Source organism: Pyramidobacter sp. C12-8 (assembly GCF_002007215.1).
In the GTDB taxonomy this organism is placed as follows: Bacteria; Synergistota; Synergistia; order Synergistales; family Dethiosulfovibrionaceae; genus Pyramidobacter.
In genome coordinates, this window is the sequence record NZ_MUHX01000007.1 from 78,174 (window position 1) to 104,619 (window position 26,446).

The window sequence follows — 26,446 nt, forward strand, 5'->3', positions numbered from 1 at the left end:
GCTACTCCCCTCTGCCCGCAAAGTTCAGGCAACGCACGAAATGGCCGGGGGCGATCTCCACGTTGGGAATGACGCCGTGACGGCAGGATTCCCTCGCCTCCGGACAACGGGCGGCGAATACGCATCCGTCGGGCAGGTTGGCGGGGTCGGGCATCAGACCGGCGATCGGTTTGAGGCGGCGAACTTTTTTGTCGAAGTTGGGGATCGAGCCGAACAGTCCCTGCGTATAGGGATGCGACGTATGGTTGTAGATGTGCTCCAGCGTGCCGTACTCCACGATGTTTCCGGCGTAGACAATGCCCACTCGATCGCAGACTTCGGCCACAACGCCAAGATCATGGGTGATCAGCACCAACGACGTGCCGAAACGCTTCTTGAGCGTTTCGATGAGGTGCAGCACCTGTTCCTGGATCGTCACATCCAGCGCCGTCGTCGGCTCGTCGGCCAGCAGCAGCGAAGGATTGCAGGCCAGCGCAATGGCGATGACAATGCGCTGCTGCATGCCGCCGGAAAACTGATGGGGATATTCGTGGCAGCGTCCGCCCTCGATGCCGACCATTTCCATCATTTCCATGGCCTTGCGCAGCGCTTCCTTCCTGGCGATCTTCCGGTGCAGGCCGATGACCTCGGCGATCTGGTCGCCGACGGTCAGTACGGGGTTCAGCGCCGTCATCGGATCCTGAAAGATCATGGAGATCTCGTGACCGCGGATCTTGCGCATCTCCTCTTCGGATTTCTTGCAGAGCTCCTCCCCTTTGTAGAGGATAGAGCCGCCGACGATACGCCCGGGAGGATTGGGGACCAAACGCATAATGCCGAGAGCCGTCGTGGTTTTCCCGGCGCCGGTTTCGCCGACCAGGCCGAGAGATTCTCCCTGCGCCAGGGCAAAACTGATGCCGTTGACCGCTTTGACCACCGTTTTATCGACGAAATAATGAATCGTCAGATCTCTGACTTCAAGGAGGTTCTTGTCGTTTTCACTCATCGTGTCGGCCTCCGCTCATCAGGATTTCAAACGGGGATCCAGCGCGTCGCGCAGACCGTCGCCGAACAGGTTGAAGGCGAACACCGTGATCATGATGGCCACTCCGGGGAACGTGATCAGGTTCCAGTGGTCGCGGATGAACTGACGGCCGGTGGAAAGCATGCCGCCCCACTCGGGCGTCGGCGCTGGCACTCCCAAACCGATGAAGCTCAGACCGGAAATGGTCAGAATCGCCGTCGCGATGCCCATGGACACCTGGACGATGATCGGCGCCATGGCGTTCGGCAGCACATATTTCCAGATGATGCGCAGATTTGAGGCCCCCGTGGAACGGGCCGCTTCAATATACTGCTCGCCGCGTACCGTGATCACGGCCGAGCGGGTGACGCGCGCAAAACTCGACATCAGCCCCAGACCGATGGCCAGGATCAGGTTGGGAATGCTGTTCCCCAGCGCGGCCACGATGGAGATGCCCAGCAGCAAGTTGGGAACCGCCAGCAGCACGTCGATGCAGCGCATCAGCACGTTGTCAAGCCAACCGCCGTAAAATCCAGCCACACAGCCCACCGCCGTGCCAATGACGCAGGCGATCACGACCGAGCTCAGTCCGATCGTCAGAGACGTGCGGCAGCCCCAGATCACGCGGGTAAAGATATCGCGCCCCAGCTCGTCGGTCCCCATCCAGTGCTCCGCCGACAACGGCAGATAACGCATGCGAAGGTTGGGGCGAGCATAATCGAATCCGCTGATCTGACCGGGAAACAGAGCGCAGACGACGAGGATGACGATGATGACCAGGCCGAGCACGGCGGCTCGATTCTTCAGGAAGCGTCTGCAAATGTCTTTCAGCTGTCCGCGGCTGCTGATGGAGATTTCTTCGAGTCCGGCGAGATCTTCGAACGCCGCTGTTTTGTTCTCGATCCCTGACATCTACGCTCCCCCCTTTGCCGATTTCCTGCCGAGACGCGACCGCCGCGGCTTCAGATATTGCGAACGGATGCGCGGATCCACGTAAGCGTAAAGCACGTCGACGATCAGATTGACGACCGACATGGCCAGAGCGATGAACATGATGCCTCCCTGGACCAGCGGCGCGTTCTTCACCTTGATGGCGCCGATGATCAGGTTCCCCAGGCCGGGGATGGCGAAAACGACCTCGCTGATCGCCGCGCCGCCCAACATCTTGCCGAAGTTGACGCCCACCACCGTCATGACGGGAATGATCGCGTTGCGGAAGGCGTGATGCCAGACGACTTTCACTTCAGACTGTCCTTTGGAACGAGCCGTGCGCACATAATCCTGACGGATGGCCTCCAGCATGCTGGAACGGGTCATGCGCATCACGGCCGCCGCCGAGGAAGTACCGATGGTCAGCGCCGGAAGCACCACATGTTTCCAGCTGCTGAATCCCGACGACGGGAACCACTTCAGAACAACCGAAAAGAGAATGATCAGCAGCAGGCCCTGCCAGAAATTCGGCATGGACACGCCGATCATGGCCAGCACGCGGCAGATATTGTCCCACACAGTATACTGTTTGACCGCCGAAACAATGCCGGTGACAATCCCCAGAGCCACCGCGATCAACGTGCTGAAAAAAGCCAGCTGAAACGTGGTCGGGAAGCGGCTCATGATCTCGGTGACCACAGGCTGCTTCGTCGTGTAGGAAATGCCCAGATCCCCCGTCAGGGCTTTCCTGATATAGTTGAAATACTGGATGATGAATGGATCGTTCAAGCCGTTTTCAGCCCGGAATTTTGCCTTGTCCTCTACGGTCGCCATGTCACCGAGGATGTAATCCTCAGGCTTTCCGGGAGAAAAGTACATCATGCTGAAGACCAGCAGCACGACGCCCAGCATGACCGGAACCATCATCAGGACGCGTTTGCCGATGAATTTGAGCATACGCCGGATTTCCCCTTCCTCGTGAAATACTCATTCTAAAAAGCAGCCGGATCCTTCGGAAGAGTCCGGCTGCCCAATCATGGCGCGTGAAGACGAGACGCGAATGCTATTCTTCGACTTCCCAGTCCTTGACGTTGACGCGGAAGATCGTCGTAGGCATGACGAAGTTTTTGATCTTGTCGCTGACGCCAAAGATCGTGTCGGCTTCGGCAAAGGGAATGGAATAGCGTTTCTCATAGAGATAATCCTGGATCTCGCCGAGCAGGACCTTCCGTTCCTCCCGATCGTACAACGTCTTCAACTTTTTGAGCATGCCGTCGAGTTTCATGTCGTTGGGAGCCAGGCGCGAACCGAACTCTTTCTCGTAAATGATGAGGATATTGGAGATCTCGTTGGCCGTCGCCGTGCGGATCGAGGCCTCCCAAGGCCCCTGCGCCTCGCGGGTCGCCAGGGCGCTCTGTTCGATGCGAGCGTTCACGCCGACGGCTGCCCAGTACGCCTGAACGATCTCGCCCATCTGCTGATACAGCGCCTCGGGCAGAAGGTGCAGCTCGACGTCGAAGCCGTTGGGGTAGCCCGCCTCGGCCAGAAGCTGCTTGGCTTTCTCCGGGTTGTATTCCCAGCCGCCCATATCCTTCCAGCCCTCGACGATGGAGGGATATACGCCCGTCATGGCGTGAGCGTGGCCGTCGAAGGCCGCGTCGGCCAAAGCGGGAATGTCAACGGCATACGACAGGGCGTGACGGACTTTCTGATTCGACAGAATCGGGTGGTTCATGGCCATCGTGATCAGATAATATTTTTCGGAACGTCCCGATTCGACGTGGCAGCCGTCGATCGCGTTGACGCGGTCGATGTCGGATCCGTTGATGTAGAACGCGAAGTCGGCGGCGCCGGTCTCCAGCTCGATCACGCGAGAAGCGGGCTCGGGGACGAATTTGAGCAGGACATTTTTGGTCTTCGCCGGCGTACCCCAATATTTTTCGTTCCGCTCAAACAGCATGCTGGCGCCGTTGGTCCACTTGACCAGCCTGTAAGCGCCGGAACCGACGGGCGCTCGGGCATAATCCTTTTCGCCCATCTCCTCCATGGCTTTCTTGCAGCCGATCCAGCAGCGTCCGCTGGCCAGCACGTTGAACACGGGAGCGTAAGGCTGATGCATGGCCAGGACCACCGTGTAGGGATCTTCGGCTTTGGAGTTTTTCTCGTCGTACCAGATCATCGTCGAATAAGAAGTGGAATCGTCCTTGGTGCGCCCCAGGCTGAAGAGGACGTCCTCGGCAGTCAGCGGGTATCCGTTGGAAAACACCACGTCGCGGCGCAGATGCATCCTCAGGTGCGTGCCGTCGATGAACTCCCAGCTCGTCGCCAGACGGGGAATCTCCTTGCCCTCGCGGTCAAGATCCACCAGCGAGTCGTAGATCAGCGTCATGACGATGTTGTTGGAAATGCCGTTGCCGCGCCGCGGGTCCAGCGTGTCCGGCTCCAACTCATTCACCATCGTGATCGTGTCCTTGAAAGCCGCGGGGGCAGACGCAGCGCACAGTCCCGACAGGGACGCGACGCACAGAACCATTGCGAAAAGTTTTTTCATGATTTTTCCTCCTGCCGAACAAATATGATGAGATTCAATCCGCGGCCGCAGGGCCGCTCCCCGCCGCAGAGGCGCAAAGGCTACAGCTTCTTCGTGCCGGAACGAATATCGGCGACAATCTGTTCCATGTTCGCCTCGATAAGAGGATCGACGCTGCGCAGCGGAAATTTTCCATCGGCAAAGTCCTCGCGCATCTTCGCTTCTCGCAGCGCCGCCGCTTCGGCTTTGGCCAAGTACGCTTCGCAGTTATCGGGCGGCATCACGATCACGCCGTCGGCGTCGCCAAAAACGATATCGCCGGGATGCACGACGGCGCCGCCGCAATTGACGGGAATGTCGTACTGCCCCGAGAGCCCCCAGACGTTGGTCGTCGCTGCCGAGATGCCGGCGCAGAACACGGGGAACCCCATACGGTCGATCCAGACCGAATCGGTCGCCGGACCGTCGATGACGATCCCTGCCAGACCGAGAGCCCGGGCGTTGCGCGCCACCATTTCCCCGACACAGGCAAAAACTTCGTCGCCGGCGCGATCGACGACCAGCACAGAGCCTCCGGGAGCCTCCTGAATGGCCTTATACATGGCGCAGGAATCCTTGCCGAGGATGCGCGCCGTGTAAGCGGGGCCGACCATTTTCATCGAACGGCTGACCGGTTTGATGCGCGGCATCATGAAGCTGACGCCGGGAAAATGTCCGTAAGTCGCCGGATCGGTGCCCATAAAACGCTTTACCAGTTCGGGCGTCCATTCCATGGCAGGCGCCTACTTCCTGACCGTGTCATACACGTCGGCACGGCGATTTTTCAACGACGGCAGATGCGCGCGCACCTTGTCGAGATACTCGAGGTCGATCTCGCCGACGGCGAGGCCGGCGCCTTCGGAGGCGCGGGCGACAACCGTTCCCCACGGGTCGACGATCATGCTGCCGCCGAAGGAATCGGACGTTCCGTGTTTTTTGCCGTACTGCCCGGCCGCCACCACGTAACAGGTGTTCTCGATAGCGCGGGCGCGCAGGAGCGCTTCCCAGTGATCCTTTCCCGTCGCCATGCGGAAGTTGGCCGGCGCGAACAGGATCTGAGCGCCATGCAGGGTCAGATAACGGTACAGCTCGGGAAAACGGATATCGTAGCAGATCGACAGCCCAAGACAGCCCATTTCCGTGCCCACCGTCACCATCTCCCGGCCGGGCTTGATGCGGGCCGATTCCTCAGCCACGCTGCCATCGGGGAGCGTGATGTCGAACGTGTGAAGCTTACGGTATTTGGCAACCATTTCTCCCCGGGGATTCAACACGGCGGTCGTGTTGAACTTGCGGTCGCCCTCCGGGTTCACTTCGGCGATGCTGCCGCAATGGATCCAGAGATTATGCCGGCGGGCTTTTTCGGCCATCAGGGAAATCGTCCGCCCTTCGGGAACAAGTTCAGGCGCCTCCTGCCCCTCGTCGATCACATTGAAAACTTCCGGGAAAGAGACAAATTTCGCGCCTTTGGACGCCGCCTCGTCGATAAAGTCACAGGCAGCCTTCAGATTGGCGTCTTTATTGTCGCGCGTATCCATTTGAATCACGGCCATCAGGTATTTTCTCATCTGTTTCGCAATCTCCTTTGTGCTGCTTTAACGCCATTGCTTGAGGAACTCGACCACACGTTCCACTGTTTTGCCGACGATCTGTTCGCCTTTCTCCGCGCTGGCCGGCGTGGGATCCCCTACGTGGGCCTCGGGATACGTTTCCACAAAGGGAACAAACTGAGGAATATCGGGATATTCGTTGGCGGCAAGCCCCACGTCCTTCAAGCGCTCGGTCTTGACCAGGTCGGGGCGCAAATACATAAACGTGGAGGTGCCGGCCTCAGCGGCATGAGCATGGGCGGGACGGCCGTCATACTTGAGAATGCCCCTGCAAATGGGCTGGATGATCCGCCACCAGTCGATCAGACAGCACTTCACGTTCCTGGTACGGCGCAGGTGCGTGGCGATCTCGGTAATAACGGACACGTTGCCCAGATGCGGGGCAACAAAGCAGAAACGGTTCACTCCCGTTTCCACAAGGCTCTCGACAATGTCATAAAGATAATTGCGCAGCGATTCGGGACGAACCGTAATAGTACCGCCTTCAGGCGCAAAAAGACTTTCCGAATAGCCGACGGGGACCGAAGGGCCGACGACCCAGCCAATCTTTTCGGAAATACGATTGGCGATCTCTTCGGCCACCAGCGTATCGGCACCGACGGGGAGATGAGGCCCCCAGACCTCGAACGCGCCAACCGGAAGAATTATCGCGCGAGTTTTGGCAACCTCGGCACGGTAATCGACAAAGTTCATCTCTTTCATCAACAGCATCTGACAGCCTCCATATCGCACTACAAAAACTCTGAATTTGACCATGGATCTCCGTGAATTGCATGTGATTATAACATCATAATCACATGGCCGCAAGTTTTTTATCAGCTCTATTGACTGTGAAACGCCCCTTTGGGCACGGTATAACGTGCATAAAGCTGAATGTGCCCTTCTGCTCCCTTTTTATAGAGCTTCTGATCCAACTGCACAGAGGTTTATTACCTACTCCGATTTCTCTTGTACCTTCGCCCATGCCTTGCTCGCTGCCGAGACACTCTCGAATGATCTCGACCGTTCCTCTTACGGATATTCTTTGCTTGTGTGCCATAACAATGCTCCCCCTATGATTACAGTGTTTTTCTCTTTTCACTGTCTCTCATAGAGGGAGCATATCAACTGAAACGCCAGGGGTTTTCATAGGCAGAGTTCCACGTGGAACATGGCGGTCGGCACGTCTTTCTCGCGCGGCGGGCTCCCGGGAATATCAGAACTCCGTCAGCACCAGCGAACCGTCCTCGCCGCTCACGTTGACGGCGAAGTTCCGCGTCGCGCCGTCCTCGCCGACGTAAGAGACGCCGTTGTTGGGCAGGTCGCCGAAAAACGTCGTCACGACCGCCAGAGGATGTTCCGGCGCGAGCTGGTCGAGCCGATACAATTCCTTGACCGCGAACGAGACTTTTCCGTTTTCGTCCACGCTCTCAAACGCCAACGCCAGCACCTTGAAGTCTTTTACGGCACGATCGGCCGAAAAGAGGATCTTGGCCTGCGGTTCCGAACTGCTGGCGACAAACTCGCCGCAGACGGAGATCCCGGCCGGGACGTCTTTCGCCCACTGCGCGCGCACGAGCGGTTCGGCGCGGTTCGCGGCCGGCGCATTTTCCCCCGCCGGCTTATACTCTGAAAACGGAGTCAGCTCCACGCTCCGCGTTTGCTCCTCCAACTTCGCCTGCATCCGCCAGAATTTTTCCTCGGAAATTTTCAGCTCCCGCGAGGCCGCCCTGTCCAGCTGACCCAAGGTATTGTGATAGAAACCGAGTTTTTCAAAGCGCTCGCCTTTCGGAAAGGTAAAATAATAGTCGCCGCAGGCCAGCGACGTCCCGTCTCGGGAAAGGACGTACGTCCCGAACATGGAGTACGCCGCGCCGCCGGAGCCCCGGTAGAAAAATTTTCCCGCGCCCATGACACGGTAAGCGCTTCTGGCATAACCTTCGAAGACAAAACGCGGCGCGCCGTCGACGCAGGTATAGAGCGCATAGATTTCGCTGCCGGCGCACACGGAATCCTTCCTTTCCGCGATGGCGCCGATCAGCAGCTCGGGAACCTCGTCCCCGCTGAAGTCCTGTATGACGTAGCCGACGCGGTCGAAAATGGCGCTACGATCTTCGAGCCTTGCAGCCACTTCCTGCACGCCCGTTTCGCCCTCGACCTCGGCCGGTTCGCCGGAGTCGCCGGCCATCAAACGGTAAAAGCCGTCCAGCACGCCGCCGTAGACGGCCGAATAGTCGATCTCCGCCGCGTTCGCCGTCGCGGCCAGCATAGCGCAGAGCGCCGACAATCCCAAAAACGACAACAACGTGCGCTTCATGTTTTTTCCTCCAGCTTTTTCGAATATCGTTTCTTCGCAGCCGCGCGAATCCGCCGGCTGAGTTCAAGCACATTATAGCACGGCGTCCGCGCTCTCCGGGGATTGCCTGCCGGTTCCGGCGCGTTTACGCGGCGGTTTTTCCTTCGCCGCCCCGCTCCGGCCGCGCCGTACGCCAAAAAAGCGCGGCCGCGCCCAGTTCGGCCGACATGGAGAAGATCGCCATGCCCGCCGGAGAGCGGTCGTACAGACAGCCCATCAGCCAGCCGCCCGCGAACAGGCAGACGCCGAACGCCGTCTGGAACGAACCGTAGCCCGAGCTGCGGCGCTCCTTGGGAACCAACGTCGCCACCGCCGCCTTGAGGATCGATTCCTGCGCCCCCATGCCGGCGCCCCACAGCGCCGCGCCGACGTACAGCGCCACGCCACCCGGCAGCAGGAAAATCAACGCGCTGAAAGGCGCCGTCAGCAGCGCCGACAGCGCCAGCGCCTTCATGCCCCGGCGGTCGTAAAGCCAGCCGAAAGCAAGCGCCGCCGCCGCGTCGACGCCCATCGCCGCGGCGTAAAGCAGCGGCAATGCGCCCGGCGACATCAAGCCGCGCCGCGAGACGTGCATGGAGATCATCGCGAAATCCATGAAGCCCAGCGCGAATAAACTGATTCCGGCGATATAAAGCGTGAATTTCTTTCCGGAAGCAAAATTTCCGACGGCAGCTTTTTTCGTATCCGGTTCGAAATTCTCCGGCTGCGGAAAGAGCCGGCGCGCCGCCAGCAGCAGCCCCATCGTGACCAACGCCGGCACGGCCAGCAGCGCGAAACAGCGGCGGTAATCGGTAAGGCTGTCGCCGGAACCTTTGAAGTACATCACGGCGAACAGCGCCACAGGCCCCAAAAACGCCCCCAGCTGGTCGAGAAACTCCTGCAGCGCGAAGCTCCGCCCCACGCCGTTCTGCGCGGCGGCAAAGGACAGCAGCGTGTCCTTGGCGGGCTTCTTGACGGCCTTGCCGGCGCGTTCCACGACGATCAGCGCCGCCGCCCAGAGCCAGCCGTTTTCGGGGACCAGCGCCAGCGCCGGCACGGCGAGAAGATCCACGGCGTAGCCGACGATCGTCAGCAGCCAATATCTCTTCGTGCGGTCGGCCAGACGTCCCGTCGCGCAGCGCAGCGAATACCCGACCAGTTCGCCGAAGCCGGAAACGAACCCCACGACCGCCGCCGACGCTCCCGTCAGGCTCAGATAAGCGCCGAGAATGCTCTTGCCGCCCTCGTGCGTCATGTCCGAAAAGAGGCTGACGACGCCCATCAGCACGATGAACGACAGCGCGGCGCGCTTCAGATCCTTGTTTTCATCGACTCCCTCATTCACGAAGACTCACGGCTTTCGAGAAAAATTTTTTACGCGTTCACGCCCGTATTTTAATAGATCCAGAACAGTTTGAGGAGAACCCCCGACGAGGGCAATCCGGAGATCAGCACCCGCGTCGTCGACCTGCCCGTGCGGGGCGGCGCCGTCTGAACGGCTCTTGACATTGAAGCCCACTTCAATGTTAGATTATCATCGTTGTCATATTACGTGAGAGCAGGGTGAGAGCCATGGAGTATTCGATCAAAGAGGCGGCGCAAATGCTGAACATCCCCATCAGCACGATCCGGTACTACGACAAGGAGGGGCTGCTGCCTTCCCTCGAGCGCAAAAGATCGGGCTATCGCGTGTTCTCGGAACACGATATCGAAACGCTGAAAACCGTGATCTGGCTGAAAAAGGCCCATATGCCGCTGAAGGAGATCGGCCGTTTCATCCAGCTGCTGAAAGAGGGCGACGCCTCGCTGCGGCAGCGCCTCGAACTGTTCGAACGCCGTCGTCAGGCCATGGAGCGGCAGCTCAGGGAGGATCAGGCCGTGCTCGATTTCATCAACTATAAATGCCACTATTACCGGACCGCCGTCGAAGCCGGCACGGAAAAGATCCACCGCGGCGGCGAAAAACTGAAAATGCCGCCCTGCGCCTGCGATCCGTCCGGAAAACTTTTATGAAGAATATCAGCCGGGATCCCGCCAACGCTCGGGATCCCGGCTTTTGTTCTGCCCTTTGCGGGGCTCCACGCGCCGCAGGAAGACGCATGAAGCGTGATGGAGTTTCGCCGCGCTGACGGGCGCTTTTTTATAGAATCTTTGCGCCTTCATTCACATTATTATATTTTCAAGTATAATTTACATGTTTCTTGCTTCATCAATCTTTTGTTTTCCATAAAAAATGCTATCATTAAAAACGAATTGATCCGCGTATACAAAATACGTCGATCCGACAGACTCAGCGGCTGTCGGAAAAGGCAAAAGGGGGAAAGATTTATGGGATTTCCTACTTTTTGGGGCGGCGTGCATCCGCCTCAAAACAAGGATCTGACGCGGGACAAGCAGATCGAACCGTATCTGCCCACAGGCAATCTGACGTTTCCGATGTCGCAGCACATCGGCGCGCCGAACGCGCCCGTCGTCGCCAAGGGGGACAAAGTCAAAGTCGGCACGCCGCTGGGCAGCGCCGAAGCGTTCGTTTCCGCGCCGGTGCTTTCCAGCGTTTCCGGAACGGTGAAAGAAGTGGGACCTCGCCCAACCGTGCCCGGCACGTTCGACACCTGCGTGGTCGTGGAAAACGACGGCCTTTACGAGAAAGACGGACGCTGGGCGCCGCTGCCCGATTACGAGAACTGCGATCCCAAAGAATATCTCGCGCGCATCCGCGAGGCGGGCATCGTCGGCTTCGGCGGCGCCACGTTCCCGGCGGCCGTCAAGTTCGCGCCGCCGCCTCAGGACAAAATAAAGTGGTTCATCGTCAACGGCGCCGAATGCGAACCGTATCTGAACTGCGACTTCCGCCTGATGATGGAAGCGACCGACGAGATCGTCAAAGGCACGGCGCTGTTGCTGCGTCTCTTCCCCGAGGCCGAGGGCGTGATCGCCGTGGAGAACAACAAACCCGAGGCCATCGCGGCGCTGTCCGAGTCGGTCGCGCGCCTGGGCGCGAAGAACGTGCGCGTGCAGCCGCTGACGGTCAAGTATCCGCAAGGCTCCGAAAAAATGCTGATCGAGGCGCTGACGGGGCAGGAGTACGTGGTCACGGCGCTGCCGGCCGACGTGGGCTGTATTATCGCCAACGTGCGCACCGTGCAGCAGTGCTGGCGCGCCATCGCCCTCGGCGAACCGTCGACGGAGCGTGTCGTCACCGTCACCGGCGACGCAATCGCCGAACCCAAGAACGTGCGGATCCCGCTGGGCACGTCCATTCGGGAGCTGGTCGATTTCTGCGGCGGCTTCAAAGAAACGCCCGTCAAAGTTTTGGCCGGCGGCCCGATGATGGGCATGTCGATGCGCTCGCTCGACGTTCCCGCCGTCAAGGGCACGTCCGGCGTTCTGGCGCTGACGGCGCGATCGACACTGCTTAAACGCGCTTCGGCCTGTCTTCACTGCGGGCGCTGCGTCGACGCCTGCCCGATGGGGCTGGTGCCCAGCGCGCTGGATTCTCTGGTGCTGAACAAGGAATACGAGCGCTTCGAAGCGGAAGGCGGCATGAACTGCATCGAGTGCGGCAGCTGCACGTACGTGTGCCCGGCCTGCCGGCCGCTGACGCAGAGCTGCCGCGACGGCAAGAGCTTCGTCATGGCGCAGCGCAAAAAGAGAAAGGCGGCGGGGAAATAATGGATTATAAGCTGGTCGTTTCAAGTTCTCCGCACGCCCACGCCGGTCTGACGACGCCGCAGATCATGGCCTGGGTGCTGGCGGCGCTGGTTCCCGCCGGCGTCATGGGCGTCGTCCGCTACGGCGCTCGCGCCGCGGCGGTGATGGCGGTATGCGTGCTCGCCTGCGTCTTCTGCGAATTCTTGTGGCAAAAATGCACGGGGCGCGCGGTCACGGTGGGCGACGGCTCGGCGGCTGTGACGGGCCTGCTGCTGGCCTACAATCTGCCGCCCACGATCCCTTACTGGATGGCCGTCGGCGGCTCGCTGTTCGCCATTGTCGTCGTCAAACAGTTTTACGGCGGCCTCGGCGGCAACATCGTCAACCCCGCGCTGGCCGGACGCGCCATGATGCTGGCCAGCTGGCCGGTGCCGATGACGACCTGGACGCTGGATGGGGTGTCTACGGCTACGCCGCTGGCGCTGATGAAATCCGGCGACGTGAGCGCCCTGCCCTCGTACCTCGATTTGTTCCTCGGCAGGACGGGCGGCTGCATCGGCGAGAGCTGCACGCTGGCGCTGCTGATCGGATTCGCCGTGCTGCTCTGGAAAGATATTATCAAATGGCAGGTTCCGGCGGTCTACGTTGCCGTTGTCGCCGCGCTGTGCACGGTTTTCGGCCGTCCGGCGGCGCCGCTGGCTGAGATTTTGTCCGGCGGGCTGTTCCTCGGCGCCATTTTCATGGCCACCGACTACACCACGTCGCCGATCGCGCTCAAAGGGCAGATCGTCTTCGCCGCCGGCTGCGGCCTGCTCACGGCGGTAATCCGCACGTGGGGCGGTTATCCCGAGGGCGTCTCCTACTCGATCCTGATCATGAACCTGCTGGTGCCGCTGATCGACCGCGCCACAAAACCGCGCGTTTTCGGAGAGGTGAAAAGCCATGCCAAAAATCGCTAAGCTCGGTTCGATCCTGTTCGCGATCACGGCCGTCACGGGGCTGGTCCTCGGCGCCGTGCAGAACGTCACCAGCGGCTCCATCGCCGCCCAGCGCATCCGCCAGAAGAACGAGGCGCTGGCGGCCACGCTGCCAGGCGCCAAAAACTTCACGCCCGTGGCGCTCAAAGCCGACGCCGGCATCATCAGTGAGATTTTTGCCGGCTCCGACGGCGGCACAACGCTCGGCTATAACTTCACGCTTACGCCCAAAGGCTTCGGCGGCTTGATGACGTTGATCTGCGGCATCGACGCCGCCGGGCGCGTCATGGACATCGCGATCCTCGAGTCCAGCGAGACGCCCGGCCTTGGGGCGCGCGCTTCCGAACCCGCGTTCGCCGGCCAGTTCCACGGGCGGCTGGCCGACGGCGATCTGCACGTCACCAAGACGCCGCCCGAGAACGGCAGCCAGATCCAGGCCATCTCCGGCGCCACGATCACGTCACGCGCCGTAACCGACGCCGTCAACGCCGCACGTGCTTACTGGAAAGCCCATTTGGAAAAAGAGGAGGCAAAGTAAATGAGCAGTCCTCTCAAAACGATTGTCAACGGTCTTTTCGCCGAAAACCCGATCTTCGTCCTCGTGCTGGGCATGTGCCCGACCATCGCCGTCACGTCCAGCGCCATGAACGGATTCAGCATGGGGCTGGCCGCCACGGCCGTACTGATCGGCTCCAACGTGGCCATCTCGGCGCTGCGGCGCTTCATCCCCGACGAGATCCGTATCCCATCGTTCATCGTCGTCATCGCCGGATTCGTCACCGTCCTGCAGCTGATCATCGCCGCCTATTTCCCTACGCTTGACAAGGCGCTGGGCATCTTCATCCCGCTGATCGTCGTCAACTGCATCATCCTCGCGCGCGCCGAGGCGTTTGCCTCCAAAAACGGCGTCTTCGTCTCGGCCTGCGACGGACTGGGCATGGGGCTTGGCTTCACGCTGGCGCTGGTGATCATCGGTTCGCTCCGCGAACTGATCGGCGCCGGGACCGTCTTCGGCGTTCAGGTCTTCGCGCCTGATTTCTACCAGCCCGCGCTGCTGGCCATTCTCGCCCCCGGCGGCTTCATCACGCTGGGCGTGCTCATGGCCGTCATGCATCAGCTCAAGATCCGCAAGGAACTGAAAAGCCGCGCGTCTCTGGCCGAACCCGCTTACGACGGCTGGGCCGAGCTCGGTTCATGCAGCGGCTGCGCGCTGGCGGGTGCGTGCCATAAGACGGACTGCGCCGTGAAAAAGGACGGTGAGGGCAAATGAATCTGCTGGGTCTGCTGATCAGTTCCATCTTCGTCAACAACATCGTTTTCATGCGCTTCCTCGGCTGCTGCCCGTTCCTCGGCGTTTCCGGCAAACTGGAGACGGCCAAAGGCATGGGACTGGCCGTGGTGTTCGTGATCACCTTCTCGTCGGTGATGACCTGGCTGGCCTACAACTTCCTGCTCGTGCCGCTCGGCCTCGAGTACCTCTACACGCTGGCCTTCATCCTCATCATCGCCGCGCTCGTGCAGTTCGTCGAGATCGTCATGAAGAAGATGATGCCGGCGCTGTACAAGTCGCTGGGCATCTTCCTGCCGCTGATCACCACCAACTGCGCCGTGCTCGGCGTGGCCGTGATCAACATGAACGAGAAGTACGACCTGCTCACCGCCGTCGTCAACGCTTTCGGTACCGCCGTCGGCTACATGCTGGCGATCGTGATGATGGCCGGCATCCGTGAAAAGATCGAGCTGAACGCGGAAATGCCCCGCTGCATGCGCGGCCTGCCGATCGCGCTCATCACCGCCGGGCTGATGTCCATCGCTTTCATGGGCTTCAGCGGCCTGGTCAAGTAGGTGACGGCCATGACTGCCATCGTTTACCCCATGTTCGTTATGGGCGGGCTGGGCGTCGTCTTCGGCTGCCTGCTTGCCTTCGCCTCCAAAAAGTTCGCCGTCGCCGTCGATCCGCGCCAGATCAAGATCCGCGCTGCGCTTCCCGGCGCCAACTGCGGCGGCTGCGGCTATCCCGGCTGCGACGGCTACGCCGAAGGCTGCGTCCTCGGCGCCTGCGCGCTCAACAAGTGCGTCGTCGGCGGCGCCCCCGTGGCAGAAAAGATCGCCGAGATCATGGGCGTCTCTGCCGACGGCGCCGAGCCGGAAGTCGCCTTCGTGCGCTGCCAGGGCTCGTTCGACAAGACGCACAAAGACTGCGTTTATCTGGGCATCGGCGACTGCCAGAGCGCTTCCGTCGTGCCGGGGCGCGGCCCCGCGTCCTGCGCTTTCGCCTGCCTGGGCTTCGGTACCTGCGTCAAAGCCTGCAAGTTCGACGCCATCCACGTCATAAACGGCGTCGCCAAAGTCGACCGCGACAAGTGCGTGGGCTGTAAAGCCTGCGTCGAAGCTTGCCCGCGCGGCATCATCGCCATGGTACCCAAAAAGAAAACGGTCCACGTCGCCTGCAGCAACCCCATGCCCGGCGCTTTCGTGCGCAAAGTCTGCACGATCGGCTGCATCGGCTGCCAGATGTGCGTGAAAGTCTGCCCCAAGCAGACCATCTCCATGAAAGGCGCACTCGCCGTCATCAACCCGGCCGGCTGCGTCAACTGCGGACTGTGCGCCTCCAAGTGCCCCGTGCACGCCATCGACAATTCCAAGGCCAAGCCCGTCGTCGTGCCGCCGGCGTCGGTGGCGTAAGATCTGCGCCGTCAAAGAACAAAGAAGCGTCTCGCGCCGGACATTTGCGAATGTCCGGCGCGAGACGCTTTTTTAACGACGGTGCCCTTCGTACCAGTACGACTGTTCGAGACCCTTGAAGATGACTTCGCGGTCGTCGATGCGATCGGTAAGGTTGGGCAGAAGGAGGCAGCGCAGCTCCAAGTCGTTGACGGGGCTGCGCTCCATGGCCTGAAGATAGAGGGCTTTATCGACGTTCTGCCAGTCGACGACACAGCGCAGTTTTTTCCTGAGCATCAGGTCGAGCCAGATGCGCATGGCACGCCCGTTGTCCTCCATAAACGGGTGGGCGACGTTCATCTCCACGTACTTGGCGATATAATTTCCTCAAAAGAGTTTTCGGGCATTTTTTCAATGGCGCGGAGCGCTTCTTCCAAATAAAGACAGTTGGCGAAGCGGAAAATGCCCCTGGAGATGTTGAGCGTGTGGATCCGCCCGGCAAAATCGTACAACCCGCCGAACAGGGCCTCGTGAATCCGCCGCAGCCCCGCGACGGTACCGACCTCGACATGATCGACGTCACCGCTTTCATAAAGACGGCGGGCGTTGCGCAGGCTTCTTTCGTCAACGTCGTTCATCCTTGAATCCCCTCTTTCTTCCGGCGTTTTGCGCTTTCATGACGGCATCGATCATACCACGGCGGCCAAGAACGCGGCGATCGCTTGAGCCAATTCTTCGGGGCAGTCGTACATGACGGCGTGACCGGCGGGGAAGAGGCGGAAGTTCGCGCGCGGCAGGACGGCGGCGAGCTTTTCGACTTCTTCCGGCGGGAACAGGAGATCGCGCTCCCCGGCGCAGACCAGCGCCGGCACGTTAACTCGCGACAGGGCGGGGCCCAGCGGGGGCGCGGCTTTCAGCGCTTCGCGCTGGGCGTTCCACAGGAGCGCGTCGTCCGGCGTCCGGCGCGCCGCCGTCAGGCGCATAGAGTTCCGCGCCGCCGCAGGCCGTTCGCGCAGGGACTGGGGCATGACGGCCCGCATCAGCAGTTCGTGCCAGCGCGGCCACGGCGCTTCGAGCAGTTCGCGCAGAGAGGCGCGACGGAGCGCCAGCGCGTTTTGGTCGGCGCAGGCGGCGCACAACACGAGCGAGGCGACAAGATCCGGACGTTCCAGCGCCAGACGCAGGGCGACTTCCGCGCCCATCGACCAGCCCAGCACGGCGCAGGGAGCGCCGCGCCGTTCGATCTGCGCGGCGGCCGCGGCGACAGCGCGGGCGAACGAATAATTCCGCGGCGGCGCGTAAAGCAGCGGGCTCACGCCGGCCCGCCGCAGCGCGGCGAGGAACGGCTGGCCCCAGCAGTCCGCGCCGCCGGCCAGTCCCGGCAGCAACAGCAGCGGGACGTTCGGCGTCATCTTAGCCCTCGACAATCCTCAGGCAGGCGTCGCGGAAGCACTCGCACAGCGTCGGATGCGCGTGGATGGAATAAGCCACGTCGCGCGCGGTCAACCCTCTGGACACGGCCAGCGCCGCTTCGCCCAGCAGCGACGCCGCTTCCGGCCCCATGATGTGTACGCCCAGCAGCACGCCGTCGGCCTTGCGCGCGACGACCTTGACGAAGCCGTCGCCCTCGCCCATGGCCAGCGCCATGCCGTTGGCGGCGAAGTAGGCGCGCGAGGTCACGTAGTCGATGCCGCGGGCTTGGGCTTCTTCTTCGGTGAGGCCGACGGTGCCGACTTCCGGCTCGATGAAGACGCAGGCAGGCAGGGCGTCGAGATCGACGGCGTACTCGCCGCCGGTCATGCTGCTGACGGCCGCCAGCGCCTGATACTCGGCCAGATGCGCCAGCATGGCGCCGCCGGTGCAGTCGCCGATGGCCCAGACGCCCTCGACGGAGGCGCGCATCTGCGCGTCCACGGCGAGGCAGCCCTTTTCGATCTTCATGGCGCTGTTTTCCAGGCCGTAGCCTTCGAGGATCGGCGTCATGCTGGAGCCGACGATGAGGCGGTCGCAGCGCTCTTCGAACGGCTCGTCCTTCGATGTGCCGCGCAGGATCAGGCCGTCGCCGTCGGCCACGGCTTCGGTAAGGCGCACGTAGTCTTTGACGACGGTCTTGCGGCGCTTGACGGCCAGAGCGACCTTTTTCTTGACATCGCCGTCGAGGCGGCGCAGGATCTGGTCGGAATGCTTGAGCAGGATCACCTTTTTCCCCAGCCCCTGCAGGATCATGCCCATTTCCAGCGCGATGACGCCGGCGCCGAGCACGGCCACGGTCTGCACGGCGGCGTTGCGCTCGGGGTCCCAGAGCTGCGGGTCGGTGATGGCCCAGTCGCCGGTGAGCACCTGGGGCAGGTCGTTGCCGGCGAACTCGGGGCGCACGGAACGTGCGCCGACGGCGATCAGCAGGCGTTTGCCCTCGATCTGTTCCGTCGTGCCGTCGTCATGGGCGACGGTCATTTTTTTGGTTCCTTCCCACTGGGTGACGACGCCGGTCCCGCGCAGCACTTTGACGCCGGCCATCTTCATCAGCTGAGCGTTGCCCTTGCGCAGCGTGTCGATCACGCCTTCGAGGCGCGTCCACAGCCCTTCGCGCGGCCCCTTGCCGCCGATCACGTGGGAATACAGTGCCTTGGTGGGGATGCAGCCGCGGTTGAGGCAGGTGCCGCCAAGGTGGGCTTTTTCCACGAGCGCGACCTGCATGCCGTGACGCGCCGCCAGCTCGGCGGCTCGCGTGCCGCCGGGGCCGCCGCCGAGAACAATCAGATCATACATGTGTCTTCCTCCTGTCATATCGCAAAAAACGCGAAACGAAGCGCCGCGGGGAGCCGCCTCTGGCGAAAAATCCCCCGCGGCGCGATCGCTTCGCGTTTTAACGTTTCACTTCAATGCTAGAACTGCCAGCGCAGGACCGGATGGCGCGCCGCTTCGGTTTCGTCGGGACGCGCGATCACGGTGCTGTGCGGTTTGGCGTGGAACTCTTCCGCCCCCTTGGCCTTGGCTTCTTCGACGATCTTCTGCAGAGCGTCGACAAAGCCGTCGAGCGTCTCCCTGGACTCGGTCTCCGTCGGCTCGATCATCAGCGCCTCGTGGACGATGAGCGGGAAGTAGGTCGTGGGCGGATGATAGCCGGCGTCGATCAGGCCTTTGGCGACGTCCATGGTGGACACGCCGGTCTCGTGCTTGAGCTCGCTGCCGTCGGCCACGAACTCGTGCTTGCAGAAGCCGTTGACAGCGAGCGGGTAGAACTTCCCGATCTTCGCGGCCAGATAGTTGGCGTTCAGCACGGCGATGTCGGAGACTTCCTTCAGCCCGGCGGCGCCAAGGTTGCGGATGTACGCGTAGGCGCGCACCAGCACGCCGAAGTTGCCGTAGAAGCTGCGCACGCTGCCGATGCTCTTGGGATGTTCGGCCTTCGTTTCCAGCGTGTAGGCGCCGTCCTTGCGGACCACGATGGGCGTGGGCAGATAGGGCAGCAGCTTTTCGTTGACGCCGACCGCGCCCGCGCCGGGGCCGCCGCCGCCGTGCGGCGTGCTGAAGGTCTTGTGCAGGTTGAGATGCAGCACGTCGAAGCCCATGTCGCCGGGGCGCACCTGGCCGACGATCGCGTTGGCGTTGGCTCCGTCGTAGTAGCACAGGCCGCCGGCCTTGTGGATCATGTCGGTCAGCTCGAGGATGTGCTTCTCGAAGATGCCCAGCGTGTTGGGGTTGGTCAGCATCAGTCCGGCCACGGTGTCGTCCATCAGCTTGGCCAGCTCGTTCAGGTCGACCATGCCGTCCTTGTCGGAAGGCACGGCTACCGGCTCGAAGCCGGTGACGGTGGCCGAAGCGGGGTTGGTGCCGTGGGCCGAATCGGGGACGATGATCTTGGTGCGCTTGAGGTCGCCGCGGTCTTCGTGGTACTTCTTGATCAGCATCAGGCCGGTCTGTTCGCCGTGAGCGCCGGCGGCCGGCTGCAGCGTGACGGCCGACATGCCGGTGATCTCCGCCAGCATGGCGGACAGGTCGTGGATCAGGCCGAGCGCGCCCTGCACGGTACATTCCGGCTGCAGCGGGTGGATGCGGGCGAAGCCGGGCAGGCGGGCGGCCGCTTCGTTGATCTTGGGATTGTACTTCATGGTGCAGGAACCGAGCGGATAGAAGCCTTCGTCGACGGAGAAGTTGAGATGGGACAGGCGCGTGAAGTGGCGCACCACGTCCACTTCCGCCATCTCCGGCAGACGGGGAGCTTCCGTGCGGCCCATGCCGCCAAGCGCGTCCGCCGGCGCGGCGGGGACGTCGAGCCTGGGCAGCGAGTAACCGATGCGGCCAGGACGGCTGGCTTCGAAAAGGGATTCAACAGGGCGGAGCATTAGCGGTCACCTCCTGCGGCGATCGACACAAGGCGGTCGATTTCTTCCTTCGTGCGCTGTTCGGTCACAGCCAGCAGCCAGGCGTTACCGAGTTCGGGATGGCTCCTGGAGAGGTCGAGGCCGCCGAGGATCCCGGCCTCGAGCAGGCGCGCGTTGAGGCTGGCGACGGGTTCGTCGCAGATCAGCACGACCTCGCGGAACGCGGGCGCGGCGGCAAAAGCCGGACGGAACTTGCCAGTCTTGACCAGCGCGTCCACGGCGTAGGCCGTCTTGGCGAGAATCCGCTCGTCCACTTCGCGCAGCCCCTGCGGCCCCATCAGGCTAAGATAGACCGAAGTGGCGACGATGCACAGGTTCTGGTTGGAGCAGATGTTCGACGTGGCCTTCTCGCGGCGGATGTGCTGTTCGCGAGCCTGCAGGGTGAGCACGTAGCAGTCGCGCCCCTTGACGTCCTTGGTCCGGCCGACGATGCGGCCGGGCATCTTGCGCATCAGTTTCTTGGTGGCGGCCATGAAGCCGAAGGCGGGGCCGCCGAAGCTGACGTTGCTGCCGACACTCTGCCCGTCGCCGACGACCACGTCCGCGCCGAGCTCGCCGGGAGCTTTGAGGCAGCCCAGCGCCAGCAGGTCGGTGGAGACGATCAGCAGGGCCTTGGCCGCGTGCAGTTCGTCAGCCAATCCGGTCAGATCCTCGACCACGCCGAAGAAGCTGGGCGTCTGCAGCAGCAGCGCCGCCACGTCGCCCTTGGCCAGTTCGGCGTTCAGGGCTTCGCGATCAAGCTGACCATTCTTGCAGGGCAGGACGGTCAGTTCGTAGCCGCGGCTCCAGCAGTAGGTGCCGAGCACGCGGACCGTTTCGGGATTGACGCTGCACGCGACGAGCAGGCGCGAACGGCGCGTTTCGGCGGCGGCGATCACCATCGCTTCGGCGGCGGCGGTGGCGCCGTCGTACATCGAAGCGTTGGAGACTTCCATGCCGGTCAGCTCGCAGACCATGGTCTGGTACTCGAAGATGGCCTGCAGCGTGCCCTGCGCCGCTTCCGGCTGATAGGGCGTGTAGCTGGTGACGAACTCGCCGCGCGAAACGATCGTATCGACCGCGGCGGGGATGAAATGGTCGTAGGAGCCGGCGCCCAGAAAACAGGTCAGCTCGTCGAGGTTCTTGTTCTTTTCCGACAGCGCGCGCAGATGGCGCGCCAGTTCAGGCTCGGAAAGCGCCTCGGGCAGGTCGAGCGCCTTGGCCAGACGGACCTGGGCGGGAATGTCCGAGAACAGTTCGTCGATCGACGCGACGCCGATGACGTCGAGCATCGCGCGGCGATCAGCCTCGGTGTTGGGGATATATTGGCTCATAAAGTTGAACACCTCCATTGATCGGCTCAAAAATCACGGTCTTCCGGCGGGAAATTTCGTCCGGAAAGCGGCGGTCCCGTCTCCGGACGAGACTTCCCGTAGCCGGAACTACGCCTCCGCTTCTTCCTTCTCCACCAGCGCCTGATAGGCGGCGGCGTCGAGCAGACTGTCCAGCTCCTTCAGATCGGCGGGCTTCAGCTTGACCATCCAGCTGCCGTACGGATCGGCGTTGACCTTTTCGGGCGCGTCCTCAAGCTCGGAGTTGACCTCCACCACCGTGCCGGACACGGGGGCGAACACGTCGTTGGCGCCCTTGACGGACTCGGCGATCACGGCGGCTTCGTGAGCCTTCACCTCGCGGTCGACGTCGGGCAGTTCGATGTAAACGAGATCGCCCATGGCGTGCTGCGCGTGGTCAGTGATGCCCATCAGGCCGAAGCCGTCGGCGTCGATCTTGATCCACTCGTGGTCCTTGGTGTACTTCAGCTCAGGCAGAACTTTGGTCGTCATTGTCAGTATCCTCCTTGAAATTTTAGAGATTTCCGCAAAATTTTTTCAGCGCCGAAAACTACTTCTTGTAGCTCTTCTTGTAGAAGGGCTTCTTCACCACTTCGGCCTTCTTGGCCTTGCCGCGGATCATGATCCACAGGTTCTCGCCCACGGCCGGCGCGGGCACGTTCACAAGGCAGTTGGCCAGGTTGGCGTCCAGCGAGGGGCCGTAGCCGCCCGTCGTGACCACGCCGATGACGTTGCCGTCCTTGTCGGCCACTTCCATCTCGTGGCGCGGCACGCCCTTGTCGATCAGTTTCGCGGCCACGATCTTGCGCTTCAGGCCATCGGCCTTCTGCTGCTTGAGCACCGGCTGGCCGATGAAGCCGCCCGCCTTGTCGACCTTGACGAAGAAGCCGAATCCGGCTTCCAGCGGGCCGAGCGTGTCGGTGAATTCCTGCCCGCACAGCGGCAGCCCGGCCTCGAAGCGAAGGCTGTCGCGCGCGCCCAGGCCGATCGGCATCAGGCCGAGGTCCTTGCCGGCCTCCATGACGACGTTCCACAGCTCGGCGCCCTTGCTCCAGTCCACGTAGATCTCGAAGCCGTCCTCGCCGGTGTAGCCGGTGCGGCTGACGATGGCCTTGATGCCCCCCACTTCGACGGGATCCTTGAAGTGGAAGAACTCCAGCGCCGCGGGATCGAAATCGACGATCTTCCTGAGGATCGCCTCGGCGTTGGGGCCCTGCAGGGCCACTTCAGCCGTCTGCATGGAGATGTTCTCGATCTTCACGCCGTCGGTCAGGTGGTCGTTGAACCAGGCCCAGTCCTTCTCCACGTTCGCTGCGTTGATGACGAGCAGATAGCGCTCCCTGGTGTAGCGGTAGACCAGCAGATCGTCGACGACGCCGCCCGTGGGGGTGCACATGATGTTGTACTGCACCTGGCCGTCGTGCATCCCCGTCACGTCGTTGGTGACAAGGCCGGAGATCCAGGCTTCGGCCTTGGGGCCGACCACCGTCACTTCGCCCATGTGGGAGACGTCGAACAAACCGGCCTTGGCGCGCACGTTCAAGTGCTCGGTCTTGATGCCCGTCGACTCGTACTGCACCGGCAGCTCCCAGCCGCCGAAATCGACCATGCGGCCGCCTGCGGCCACGTGGCACTCGTACATCGGGGTTCTCTTCATCTTTTGACCTCCTGCTTTCTCAAAAGGCGCAGCCTGCACGGCGGCGCCGCCAACCCCCGGCACCCGCAGGGATGCCTGCTTTTACATACAAAAAACGCGCCCGTCCGCAAGGGGCGGACGTGAAATACGCCGGAATCCGCGCCGTTATGCCTGCAGCGCCGGATGTTCGCGGAACCACGCGGCCAGGTCGCCCATTTCAGCCTGCCGCGGGAACGCGCGTTCCAGCGCCTGCGCCAGCACGTCCCACTCGAAGGGCTGGCCGTCGAGGCACTTCTCCGCCGCCTGGATCAGTTCGCCGTCCATGGCGTCGGAAAAGACGCGCAGATCCTTCACCGCGGCGTCTTCGATGTCGAAGCACAGCTGCACGCCGCCCCAGGCGAAACGCCGGCGCAGCGTCGCCTCGCACTGCGGCGAGCGCCCCAGCAGCCACTCGCGGCTGCTGTAACGGGCGTACAGTTCGCGGTACAAATCGTCGTCCGGCAGAGAGTCCTCGCGCCTCACGCAGCCGCGGCCGTACTCCGCCAGAAAGGCTTCTTCCAGCGGCGCGTACATCTTCTCCACCGTCAACGACGGTTCCGCTTCCTTCAGGTTGACGACGCGCGACGCCACCGACTTGACGCCCTTGTTCTTGAGCTTTTCGGGATCGACGTTGAGGTAACGCGGCAGCACCGACATGTCGGAACCGACCAGCAGCGTGCCGTGATGCAGTCCGACGCGCCGTGTCAGCTGATAGGCGTTGCCGGAAAATTTGCGGCCGTCCACGGTCAGGTCGTTGCGCCCGGTGAACTCCGCGTTCACGCCCAGCGTTTTCAGCGCCGACAGGATCACGTTGAGCTGCCGCGTCATGTCGTAATGCCCGCGCGGCACGACGAAGGAGAAGTTCAGGTTGCCCAGGTCGTGATAGACCGCGCCGCCGCCCGTCGAACGGCGGGCCAGCGTCACGCCTTCCTTCTCCATCAGTTCGATGCGGCACTCGGCCCAGGCGTTCTGATTGCGCCCGATCACCACGGTGTGGGCGTTCTGCCAGAGATAAAAGATCGCTTCGTCGTCCGCGCAGTTCTTCGTCAGATATTCTTCCCAGGCGAGATTTCTCCACGGATTGCACACCGGCGAGCGAACCAGGCGGGTCCTGACAATGTCCATAAAATTCTCCTCTCGTGCGCGCGATTTTTTTACATCCGCATCGATACATCAATCCGACGCAAGTTTCTTCAATCGCCGTAAAATAATATTACCTCTAAGACAATATAATCATAAATTACCCGTCCGTTTTTTTCAAGCAAGAACCCCGCGAATCATAGTAATCAAACTAGAAATAATCTACACTGACAAATGTGAATATTCGCACTTGATATTTTCTTTGAAGCGCTGAGAGAGAGAAGTCATGACATTATTCGATTTGTAAGTTAGACTTATACAACTCACACTATTGAAGTAAAAAGCAATTTTCTCGCGGCGCTGCTCAAAGACAGTTTTTATTCCCGCGTCACACGAAATCGTGGCGATGCCATACGCCATCCGTGGACGGAAAACCGTAAAGAATCGCCCCTTGCAAAATTTTGAGTTCACGCTACAATATGTGGCGTAAAAGTCACGTGGCACTTATTTCACATAAACGTGAACGTCAGTCATGAAAGGAGAACCTCATGAATCAAGATGACCTGAAAAGCTGCGCCGCTGTGTTCAAGGCCGTCGCCCATCCGGCACGGCTGCTCATTCTGGAAGCGCTCGCTCAGGGCGAGCTGTGCGCCTGCAAGATCGCGGAGCTTTTCCCGACGCTGGACCGCACCACGGTGAGCAAGCATTTGGCGCTGATGGTCGAGAAAAACGTCCTGCGCGTCGAAAAGCGCGGCGTCAACAGCTGGTACTCGCTGAAGCTGACCTGCCTGCCCGGCGCGCTGGAGTGCGTGCGCCGCGCCCTGAACGGAACTCCCTGCGGGAGCGCGGACGCGCTGAAACAAAAAATGCCGCGGCGGCGGCCATGAGGAGGACAAAAAATGAAGCTGATCCAGGTATTCGGCATGGGCTGCGCGCGCTGCCGCGAGACGGAGAACAACGTGCGCGAGGCGGCCGAGCGGCTAAAGCTTGACGCTCAGATCGAGTTCGTCGGAGATCTGAAAAAGATGACGGCCATGGGCATCATCGGCACGCCGGCGGTCGCGGTGGACGGCAAGGTCGTTCTGGCCGGTTCGGTTCCCAGCGCGGCGCAGGCCGCCGCGCTGCTGGAAAAATACAGATAACGCAGTTTTGCGTGAAGGGGCGGCTCTTCGTTTTCCGCGCCGCCTCTTCACGCCATGAAAGGATGTTTCTTTTCCCATGTGGGATTTCATTCAGCACCAGATTCTCGCCATGCGCTGGCTCAACGACCTCGCCGGCCGGGCGCTGACGGCCTGCGGCGTGGACACATCCACGCGGCTGGGCGGCAGTTTGCAGTTCTTTTTCTTCGACGTGACCAAGATCGTCATTCTGCTCTCGACATTGATCTTCGTCATTTCCTATATCCAGAGCTATTTCCCGCCCGAACGCACCAAAAGGATCCTCGGGCGCATGCACGGTCTTGCGGCCAACACCGCCAGTGCCCTGCTGGGGACGGTAACGCCGTTTTGCAGCTGCTCTTCGATCCCGTTGTTCATCGGCTTCACCAGCGCCGGACTGCCCGTAGGCGTGACCTTCTCGTTCCTGATCTCGTCGCCGCTCGTCGATCTCGGCTCGCTGATCCTGCTGACAAGCATCTTCGGCGCGCGCATCGCCGCCGCCTACGTGGCCGTCGGCATCGCGCTGGCCGTCGCCGGCGGCACGGCGCTCGACCGTATGGGCATGGAGAAGTACGTCGAACCGTTCGTCAGGTCGATCGGAGCTGCCGACCTCGACTCGCCAGAGCTGGCCGCGCGCGACCGCCTCGCCTACGCCAAGGGACAGATGCTGTTCACGCTGAAAAAAGTGTTCCGCTACATTCTCATCGGCGTCGGCGTCGGCGCGCTGATCCACAACTGGCTGCCGCGCGAGTTCGTCGTCAGGCTGCTGGGCGGCGGTAATCCGCTCGCCGTCGTGGCGGCGACCGTCGTGGGGATCCCCATGTACGCCGACATCTTCGGCACGATCCCGATCGCCGAGGCGCTTTACGCCAAGGGCGCGGGCCTGGGCACGGTGCTGTCGTTCATGATGGCCGTCACGGCGCTGTCGCTGCCGTCGCTCGTCATGCTGCGCCAGGCCGTCAAGCCGAGGCTGCTGGCGGTCTTCACCGGCATCGTCGCGCTGGGCATCACGGCGATCGGCTTCGGCTTCAACGCGTTCGAGCGTTTCTTCATTTGACGCTGATTTCCACAGAAGTTTTCTCGATTAGAAAGCCAGTACC

29 protein-coding genes are annotated in these 26,446 nt (G+C 61.7%); 11 read left to right on the forward strand and 18 right to left on the reverse strand.

Features of this window, described 5'->3' with window-relative positions:
• Window position 1: 1 nt before the first annotated feature.
• The 9 genes from B0D78_RS04170 to B0D78_RS04210 form a co-directional block, all read right to left on the reverse strand.
• Window positions 2–985, reverse strand: a complete 984-nt coding sequence (locus B0D78_RS04170; RefSeq protein WP_078015733.1) for an ABC transporter ATP-binding protein — start codon at window positions 983–985, stop codon at window positions 2–4.
• 18 nt (window positions 986–1,003) lie between these two features.
• Window positions 1,004–1,915: an ABC transporter permease gene (locus B0D78_RS04175; RefSeq protein WP_120372325.1), complete on the reverse strand. Its 912-nt coding sequence runs from the start codon at window positions 1,913–1,915 to the stop codon at window positions 1,004–1,006.
• Window positions 1,916–2,890 (reverse strand): ABC transporter permease, encoded by a 975-nt coding sequence (locus tag B0D78_RS04180; RefSeq protein ID WP_078015734.1) that lies wholly within the window; start codon window positions 2,888–2,890, stop codon window positions 1,916–1,918.
• Window positions 2,891–2,996: 106 nt separating this feature from the next.
• Window positions 2,997–4,484: an ABC transporter substrate-binding protein gene (locus B0D78_RS04185; protein WP_078015735.1), complete on the reverse strand. Its 1,488-nt coding sequence runs from the start codon at window positions 4,482–4,484 to the stop codon at window positions 2,997–2,999.
• Window positions 4,485–4,564: 80 nt separating this feature from the next.
• Entirely contained in the window at window positions 4,565–5,236 is a 672-nt protein-coding gene (locus B0D78_RS04190; protein ID WP_078015736.1) for an RraA family protein, read from the reverse strand.
• A 9-nt stretch (window positions 5,237–5,245) separates the two neighbouring features.
• Complete coding sequence (locus B0D78_RS04195) at window positions 5,246–6,070, reverse strand: carbon-nitrogen hydrolase family protein (protein WP_078015737.1); 825 nt, start codon at window positions 6,068–6,070, stop codon at window positions 5,246–5,248.
• Window positions 6,071–6,097: 27 nt separating this feature from the next.
• Window positions 6,098–6,823: a creatininase family protein gene (locus B0D78_RS04200; RefSeq protein WP_158606281.1), complete on the reverse strand. Its 726-nt coding sequence runs from the start codon at window positions 6,821–6,823 to the stop codon at window positions 6,098–6,100.
• Between the two features lie 484 nt (window positions 6,824–7,307).
• Complete coding sequence (locus B0D78_RS04205; protein WP_078015739.1) at window positions 7,308–8,408, reverse strand: hypothetical protein; 1,101 nt, start codon at window positions 8,406–8,408, stop codon at window positions 7,308–7,310.
• Between the two features lie 124 nt (window positions 8,409–8,532).
• Complete coding sequence (locus B0D78_RS04210) at window positions 8,533–9,771, reverse strand: MFS transporter (protein ID WP_078015740.1); 1,239 nt, start codon at window positions 9,769–9,771, stop codon at window positions 8,533–8,535.
• 227 nt (window positions 9,772–9,998) lie between these two features.
• Between B0D78_RS04210 and B0D78_RS04215 the strand changes: the two genes are divergently transcribed.
• On the forward strand, window positions 9,999–10,439 hold the full coding sequence (locus B0D78_RS04215) for a MerR family transcriptional regulator (protein ID WP_078015741.1): 441 nt from the start codon (window positions 9,999–10,001) through the stop codon (window positions 10,437–10,439).
• 6 nt (window positions 10,440–10,445) lie between these two features.
• Here B0D78_RS04215 and B0D78_RS13210 read toward each other — a convergent pair whose 3' ends face one another.
• Window positions 10,446–10,589, reverse strand: coding sequence for a hypothetical protein (locus tag B0D78_RS13210; protein WP_205948261.1), 144 nt, complete (start codon window positions 10,587–10,589; stop codon window positions 10,446–10,448).
• Window positions 10,590–10,754: 165 nt separating this feature from the next.
• On the opposite strand from B0D78_RS13210, the gene rsxC reads away from it, so the two are divergent.
• Genes rsxC through B0D78_RS04245 form a run of 6 tightly spaced genes read left to right on the forward strand, consistent with a single transcriptional unit; the run spans window position 10,755 to window position 15,739 of the window.
• Window positions 10,755–12,098 carry an electron transport complex subunit RsxC gene (gene rsxC, locus B0D78_RS04220; RefSeq protein WP_078015742.1) on the forward strand — a complete coding sequence of 448 codons (1,344 nt, stop codon included), beginning with the start codon at window positions 10,755–10,757 and terminating at the stop codon, window positions 12,096–12,098.
• Complete coding sequence (locus B0D78_RS04225; protein WP_078015743.1) at window positions 12,098–13,036, forward strand: RnfABCDGE type electron transport complex subunit D; 939 nt, start codon at window positions 12,098–12,100, stop codon at window positions 13,034–13,036. The genes rsxC and B0D78_RS04225 overlap by 1 nt, the downstream gene beginning before the upstream one ends.
• Window positions 13,020–13,592 carry an RnfABCDGE type electron transport complex subunit G gene (locus B0D78_RS04230; protein ID WP_078015744.1) on the forward strand — a complete coding sequence of 191 codons (573 nt, stop codon included), beginning with the start codon at window positions 13,020–13,022 and terminating at the stop codon, window positions 13,590–13,592. The genes B0D78_RS04225 and B0D78_RS04230 overlap by 17 nt, the downstream gene beginning before the upstream one ends.
• Window positions 13,593–14,324, forward strand: coding sequence for an electron transport complex subunit RsxE (gene rsxE / locus B0D78_RS04235; RefSeq protein WP_078015745.1), 732 nt, complete (start codon window positions 13,593–13,595; stop codon window positions 14,322–14,324). It abuts the gene before it with no gap.
• Entirely contained in the window at window positions 14,321–14,899 is a 579-nt protein-coding gene (gene rsxA, locus B0D78_RS04240) for an electron transport complex subunit RsxA (protein ID WP_078015746.1), read from the forward strand. Before rsxE ends, rsxA begins: the two co-directional genes overlap by 4 nt.
• Before the next feature lie 9 nt (window positions 14,900–14,908).
• Window positions 14,909–15,739 carry an RnfABCDGE type electron transport complex subunit B gene (locus B0D78_RS04245; protein WP_078015747.1) on the forward strand — a complete coding sequence of 277 codons (831 nt, stop codon included), beginning with the start codon at window positions 14,909–14,911 and terminating at the stop codon, window positions 15,737–15,739.
• Window positions 15,740–15,811: 72 nt separating this feature from the next.
• Here B0D78_RS04245 and B0D78_RS13575 read toward each other — a convergent pair whose 3' ends face one another.
• Window positions 15,812–16,078 (reverse strand): cell filamentation protein Fic, encoded by a 267-nt coding sequence (locus tag B0D78_RS13575; RefSeq protein ID WP_446737329.1) that lies wholly within the window; start codon window positions 16,076–16,078, stop codon window positions 15,812–15,814.
• A gap of 125 nt (window positions 16,079–16,203) precedes the next feature.
• On the opposite strand from B0D78_RS13575, the gene B0D78_RS13580 reads away from it, so the two are divergent.
• Window positions 16,204–16,362 (forward strand): hypothetical protein, encoded by a 159-nt coding sequence (locus tag B0D78_RS13580; protein WP_446737328.1) that lies wholly within the window; start codon window positions 16,204–16,206, stop codon window positions 16,360–16,362.
• 45 nt (window positions 16,363–16,407) lie between these two features.
• Here B0D78_RS13580 and B0D78_RS04255 read toward each other — a convergent pair whose 3' ends face one another.
• From B0D78_RS04255 to B0D78_RS04285, 7 genes are all read right to left on the reverse strand, one after another.
• A complete protein-coding gene (locus tag B0D78_RS04255; protein ID WP_078015748.1) occupies window positions 16,408–17,130 on the reverse strand; it encodes an alpha/beta fold hydrolase in 723 nt (240 codons plus the stop codon).
• Between the two features lies 1 nt (window position 17,131).
• Window positions 17,132–18,487 (reverse strand): dihydrolipoyl dehydrogenase family protein, encoded by a 1,356-nt coding sequence (locus B0D78_RS04260; RefSeq protein ID WP_078015749.1) that lies wholly within the window; start codon window positions 18,485–18,487, stop codon window positions 17,132–17,134.
• Window positions 18,488–18,603: 116 nt separating this feature from the next.
• Window positions 18,604–20,064: an aminomethyl-transferring glycine dehydrogenase subunit GcvPB gene (gcvPB, locus tag B0D78_RS04265; protein ID WP_078015750.1), complete on the reverse strand. Its 1,461-nt coding sequence runs from the start codon at window positions 20,062–20,064 to the stop codon at window positions 18,604–18,606.
• Entirely contained in the window at window positions 20,064–21,416 is a 1,353-nt protein-coding gene (gene gcvPA, locus B0D78_RS04270; protein ID WP_078015751.1) for an aminomethyl-transferring glycine dehydrogenase subunit GcvPA, read from the reverse strand. The genes gcvPB and gcvPA overlap by 1 nt, the downstream gene beginning before the upstream one ends.
• A gap of 108 nt (window positions 21,417–21,524) precedes the next feature.
• Entirely contained in the window at window positions 21,525–21,926 is a 402-nt protein-coding gene (gcvH, locus tag B0D78_RS04275; protein ID WP_078015752.1) for a glycine cleavage system protein GcvH, read from the reverse strand.
• A 58-nt stretch (window positions 21,927–21,984) separates the two neighbouring features.
• Window positions 21,985–23,091, reverse strand: a complete 1,107-nt coding sequence (gene gcvT / locus B0D78_RS04280) for a glycine cleavage system aminomethyltransferase GcvT (RefSeq protein WP_078015753.1) — start codon at window positions 23,089–23,091, stop codon at window positions 21,985–21,987.
• A gap of 144 nt (window positions 23,092–23,235) precedes the next feature.
• Window positions 23,236–24,234, reverse strand: coding sequence for a lipoate--protein ligase (locus B0D78_RS04285; RefSeq protein WP_078015754.1), 999 nt, complete (start codon window positions 24,232–24,234; stop codon window positions 23,236–23,238).
• Window positions 24,235–24,737: 503 nt separating this feature from the next.
• On the opposite strand from B0D78_RS04285, the gene B0D78_RS04290 reads away from it, so the two are divergent.
• From B0D78_RS04290 to B0D78_RS04300, 3 genes are all read left to right on the forward strand, one after another.
• Window positions 24,738–25,076 carry an ArsR/SmtB family transcription factor gene (locus B0D78_RS04290; RefSeq protein WP_078015755.1) on the forward strand — a complete coding sequence of 113 codons (339 nt, stop codon included), beginning with the start codon at window positions 24,738–24,740 and terminating at the stop codon, window positions 25,074–25,076.
• Window positions 25,077–25,088: 12 nt separating this feature from the next.
• Entirely contained in the window at window positions 25,089–25,331 is a 243-nt protein-coding gene (locus B0D78_RS04295; protein ID WP_078015756.1) for a thioredoxin family protein, read from the forward strand.
• Between the two features lie 76 nt (window positions 25,332–25,407).
• Window positions 25,408–26,403, forward strand: a complete 996-nt coding sequence (locus B0D78_RS04300; RefSeq protein WP_078015757.1) for a permease — start codon at window positions 25,408–25,410, stop codon at window positions 26,401–26,403.
• Window positions 26,404–26,446: the final 43 nt, after the last annotated feature.

Coding starts and splice junctions, on each gene's coding strand:
- B0D78_RS04185 (WP_078015735.1), bottom strand. CDS start 4,484: ATGAAAAAACTTTTCGCAATGGTTCTGTGCGTCGCGTCCCTGTCGGGA.
- B0D78_RS04225 (WP_078015743.1), top strand. CDS start 12,098: ATGGATTATAAGCTGGTCGTTTCAAGTTCTCCGCACGCCCACGCCGGT.
- B0D78_RS04255 (WP_078015748.1), bottom strand. CDS start 17,130: ATGACGCCGAACGTCCCGCTGCTGTTGCTGCCGGGACTGGCCGGCGGC.
- gcvPA (WP_078015751.1), bottom strand. CDS start 21,416: ATGAGCCAATATATCCCCAACACCGAGGCTGATCGCCGCGCGATGCTC.
- rsxC (WP_078015742.1), top strand. CDS start 10,755: ATGGGATTTCCTACTTTTTGGGGCGGCGTGCATCCGCCTCAAAACAAG.
- B0D78_RS04245 (WP_078015747.1), top strand. CDS start 14,909: ATGACTGCCATCGTTTACCCCATGTTCGTTATGGGCGGGCTGGGCGTC.
- B0D78_RS13210 (WP_205948261.1), bottom strand. CDS start 10,589: ATGAAGGCGCAAAGATTCTATAAAAAAGCGCCCGTCAGCGCGGCGAAA.
- B0D78_RS04200 (WP_158606281.1), bottom strand. CDS start 6,823: ATGCTGTTGATGAAAGAGATGAACTTTGTCGATTACCGTGCCGAGGTT.
- B0D78_RS04190 (WP_078015736.1), bottom strand. CDS start 5,236: ATGGAATGGACGCCCGAACTGGTAAAGCGTTTTATGGGCACCGATCCG.
- B0D78_RS04170 (WP_078015733.1), bottom strand. CDS start 985: ATGAGTGAAAACGACAAGAACCTCCTTGAAGTCAGAGATCTGACGATT.
- B0D78_RS04260 (WP_078015749.1), bottom strand. CDS start 18,487: ATGTATGATCTGATTGTTCTCGGCGGCGGCCCCGGCGGCACGCGAGCC.
- B0D78_RS04215 (WP_078015741.1), top strand. CDS start 9,999: ATGGAGTATTCGATCAAAGAGGCGGCGCAAATGCTGAACATCCCCATC.
- B0D78_RS04300 (WP_078015757.1), top strand. CDS start 25,408: ATGTGGGATTTCATTCAGCACCAGATTCTCGCCATGCGCTGGCTCAAC.
- B0D78_RS04195 (WP_078015737.1), bottom strand. CDS start 6,070: ATGAGAAAATACCTGATGGCCGTGATTCAAATGGATACGCGCGACAAT.
- B0D78_RS13575 (WP_446737329.1), bottom strand. CDS start 16,078: ATGAACGTCGCCCACCCGTTTATGGAGGACAACGGGCGTGCCATGCGC.
- B0D78_RS04180 (WP_078015734.1), bottom strand. CDS start 2,890: ATGCTCAAATTCATCGGCAAACGCGTCCTGATGATGGTTCCGGTCATG.
- rsxA (WP_078015746.1), top strand. CDS start 14,321: ATGAATCTGCTGGGTCTGCTGATCAGTTCCATCTTCGTCAACAACATC.
- gcvT (WP_078015753.1), bottom strand. CDS start 23,091: ATGAAGAGAACCCCGATGTACGAGTGCCACGTGGCCGCAGGCGGCCGC.
- B0D78_RS04205 (WP_078015739.1), bottom strand. CDS start 8,408: ATGAAGCGCACGTTGTTGTCGTTTTTGGGATTGTCGGCGCTCTGCGCT.
- B0D78_RS04175 (WP_120372325.1), bottom strand. CDS start 1,915: ATGTCAGGGATCGAGAACAAAACAGCGGCGTTCGAAGATCTCGCCGGA.
- gcvPB (WP_078015750.1), bottom strand. CDS start 20,064: ATGCTCCGCCCTGTTGAATCCCTTTTCGAAGCCAGCCGTCCTGGCCGC.
- B0D78_RS04290 (WP_078015755.1), top strand. CDS start 24,738: ATGAATCAAGATGACCTGAAAAGCTGCGCCGCTGTGTTCAAGGCCGTC.
- gcvH (WP_078015752.1), bottom strand. CDS start 21,926: ATGACGACCAAAGTTCTGCCTGAGCTGAAGTACACCAAGGACCACGAG.
- B0D78_RS04295 (WP_078015756.1), top strand. CDS start 25,089: ATGAAGCTGATCCAGGTATTCGGCATGGGCTGCGCGCGCTGCCGCGAG.
- B0D78_RS04285 (WP_078015754.1), bottom strand. CDS start 24,234: ATGGACATTGTCAGGACCCGCCTGGTTCGCTCGCCGGTGTGCAATCCG.
- B0D78_RS04230 (WP_078015744.1), top strand. CDS start 13,020: ATGCCAAAAATCGCTAAGCTCGGTTCGATCCTGTTCGCGATCACGGCC.
- rsxE (WP_078015745.1), top strand. CDS start 13,593: ATGAGCAGTCCTCTCAAAACGATTGTCAACGGTCTTTTCGCCGAAAAC.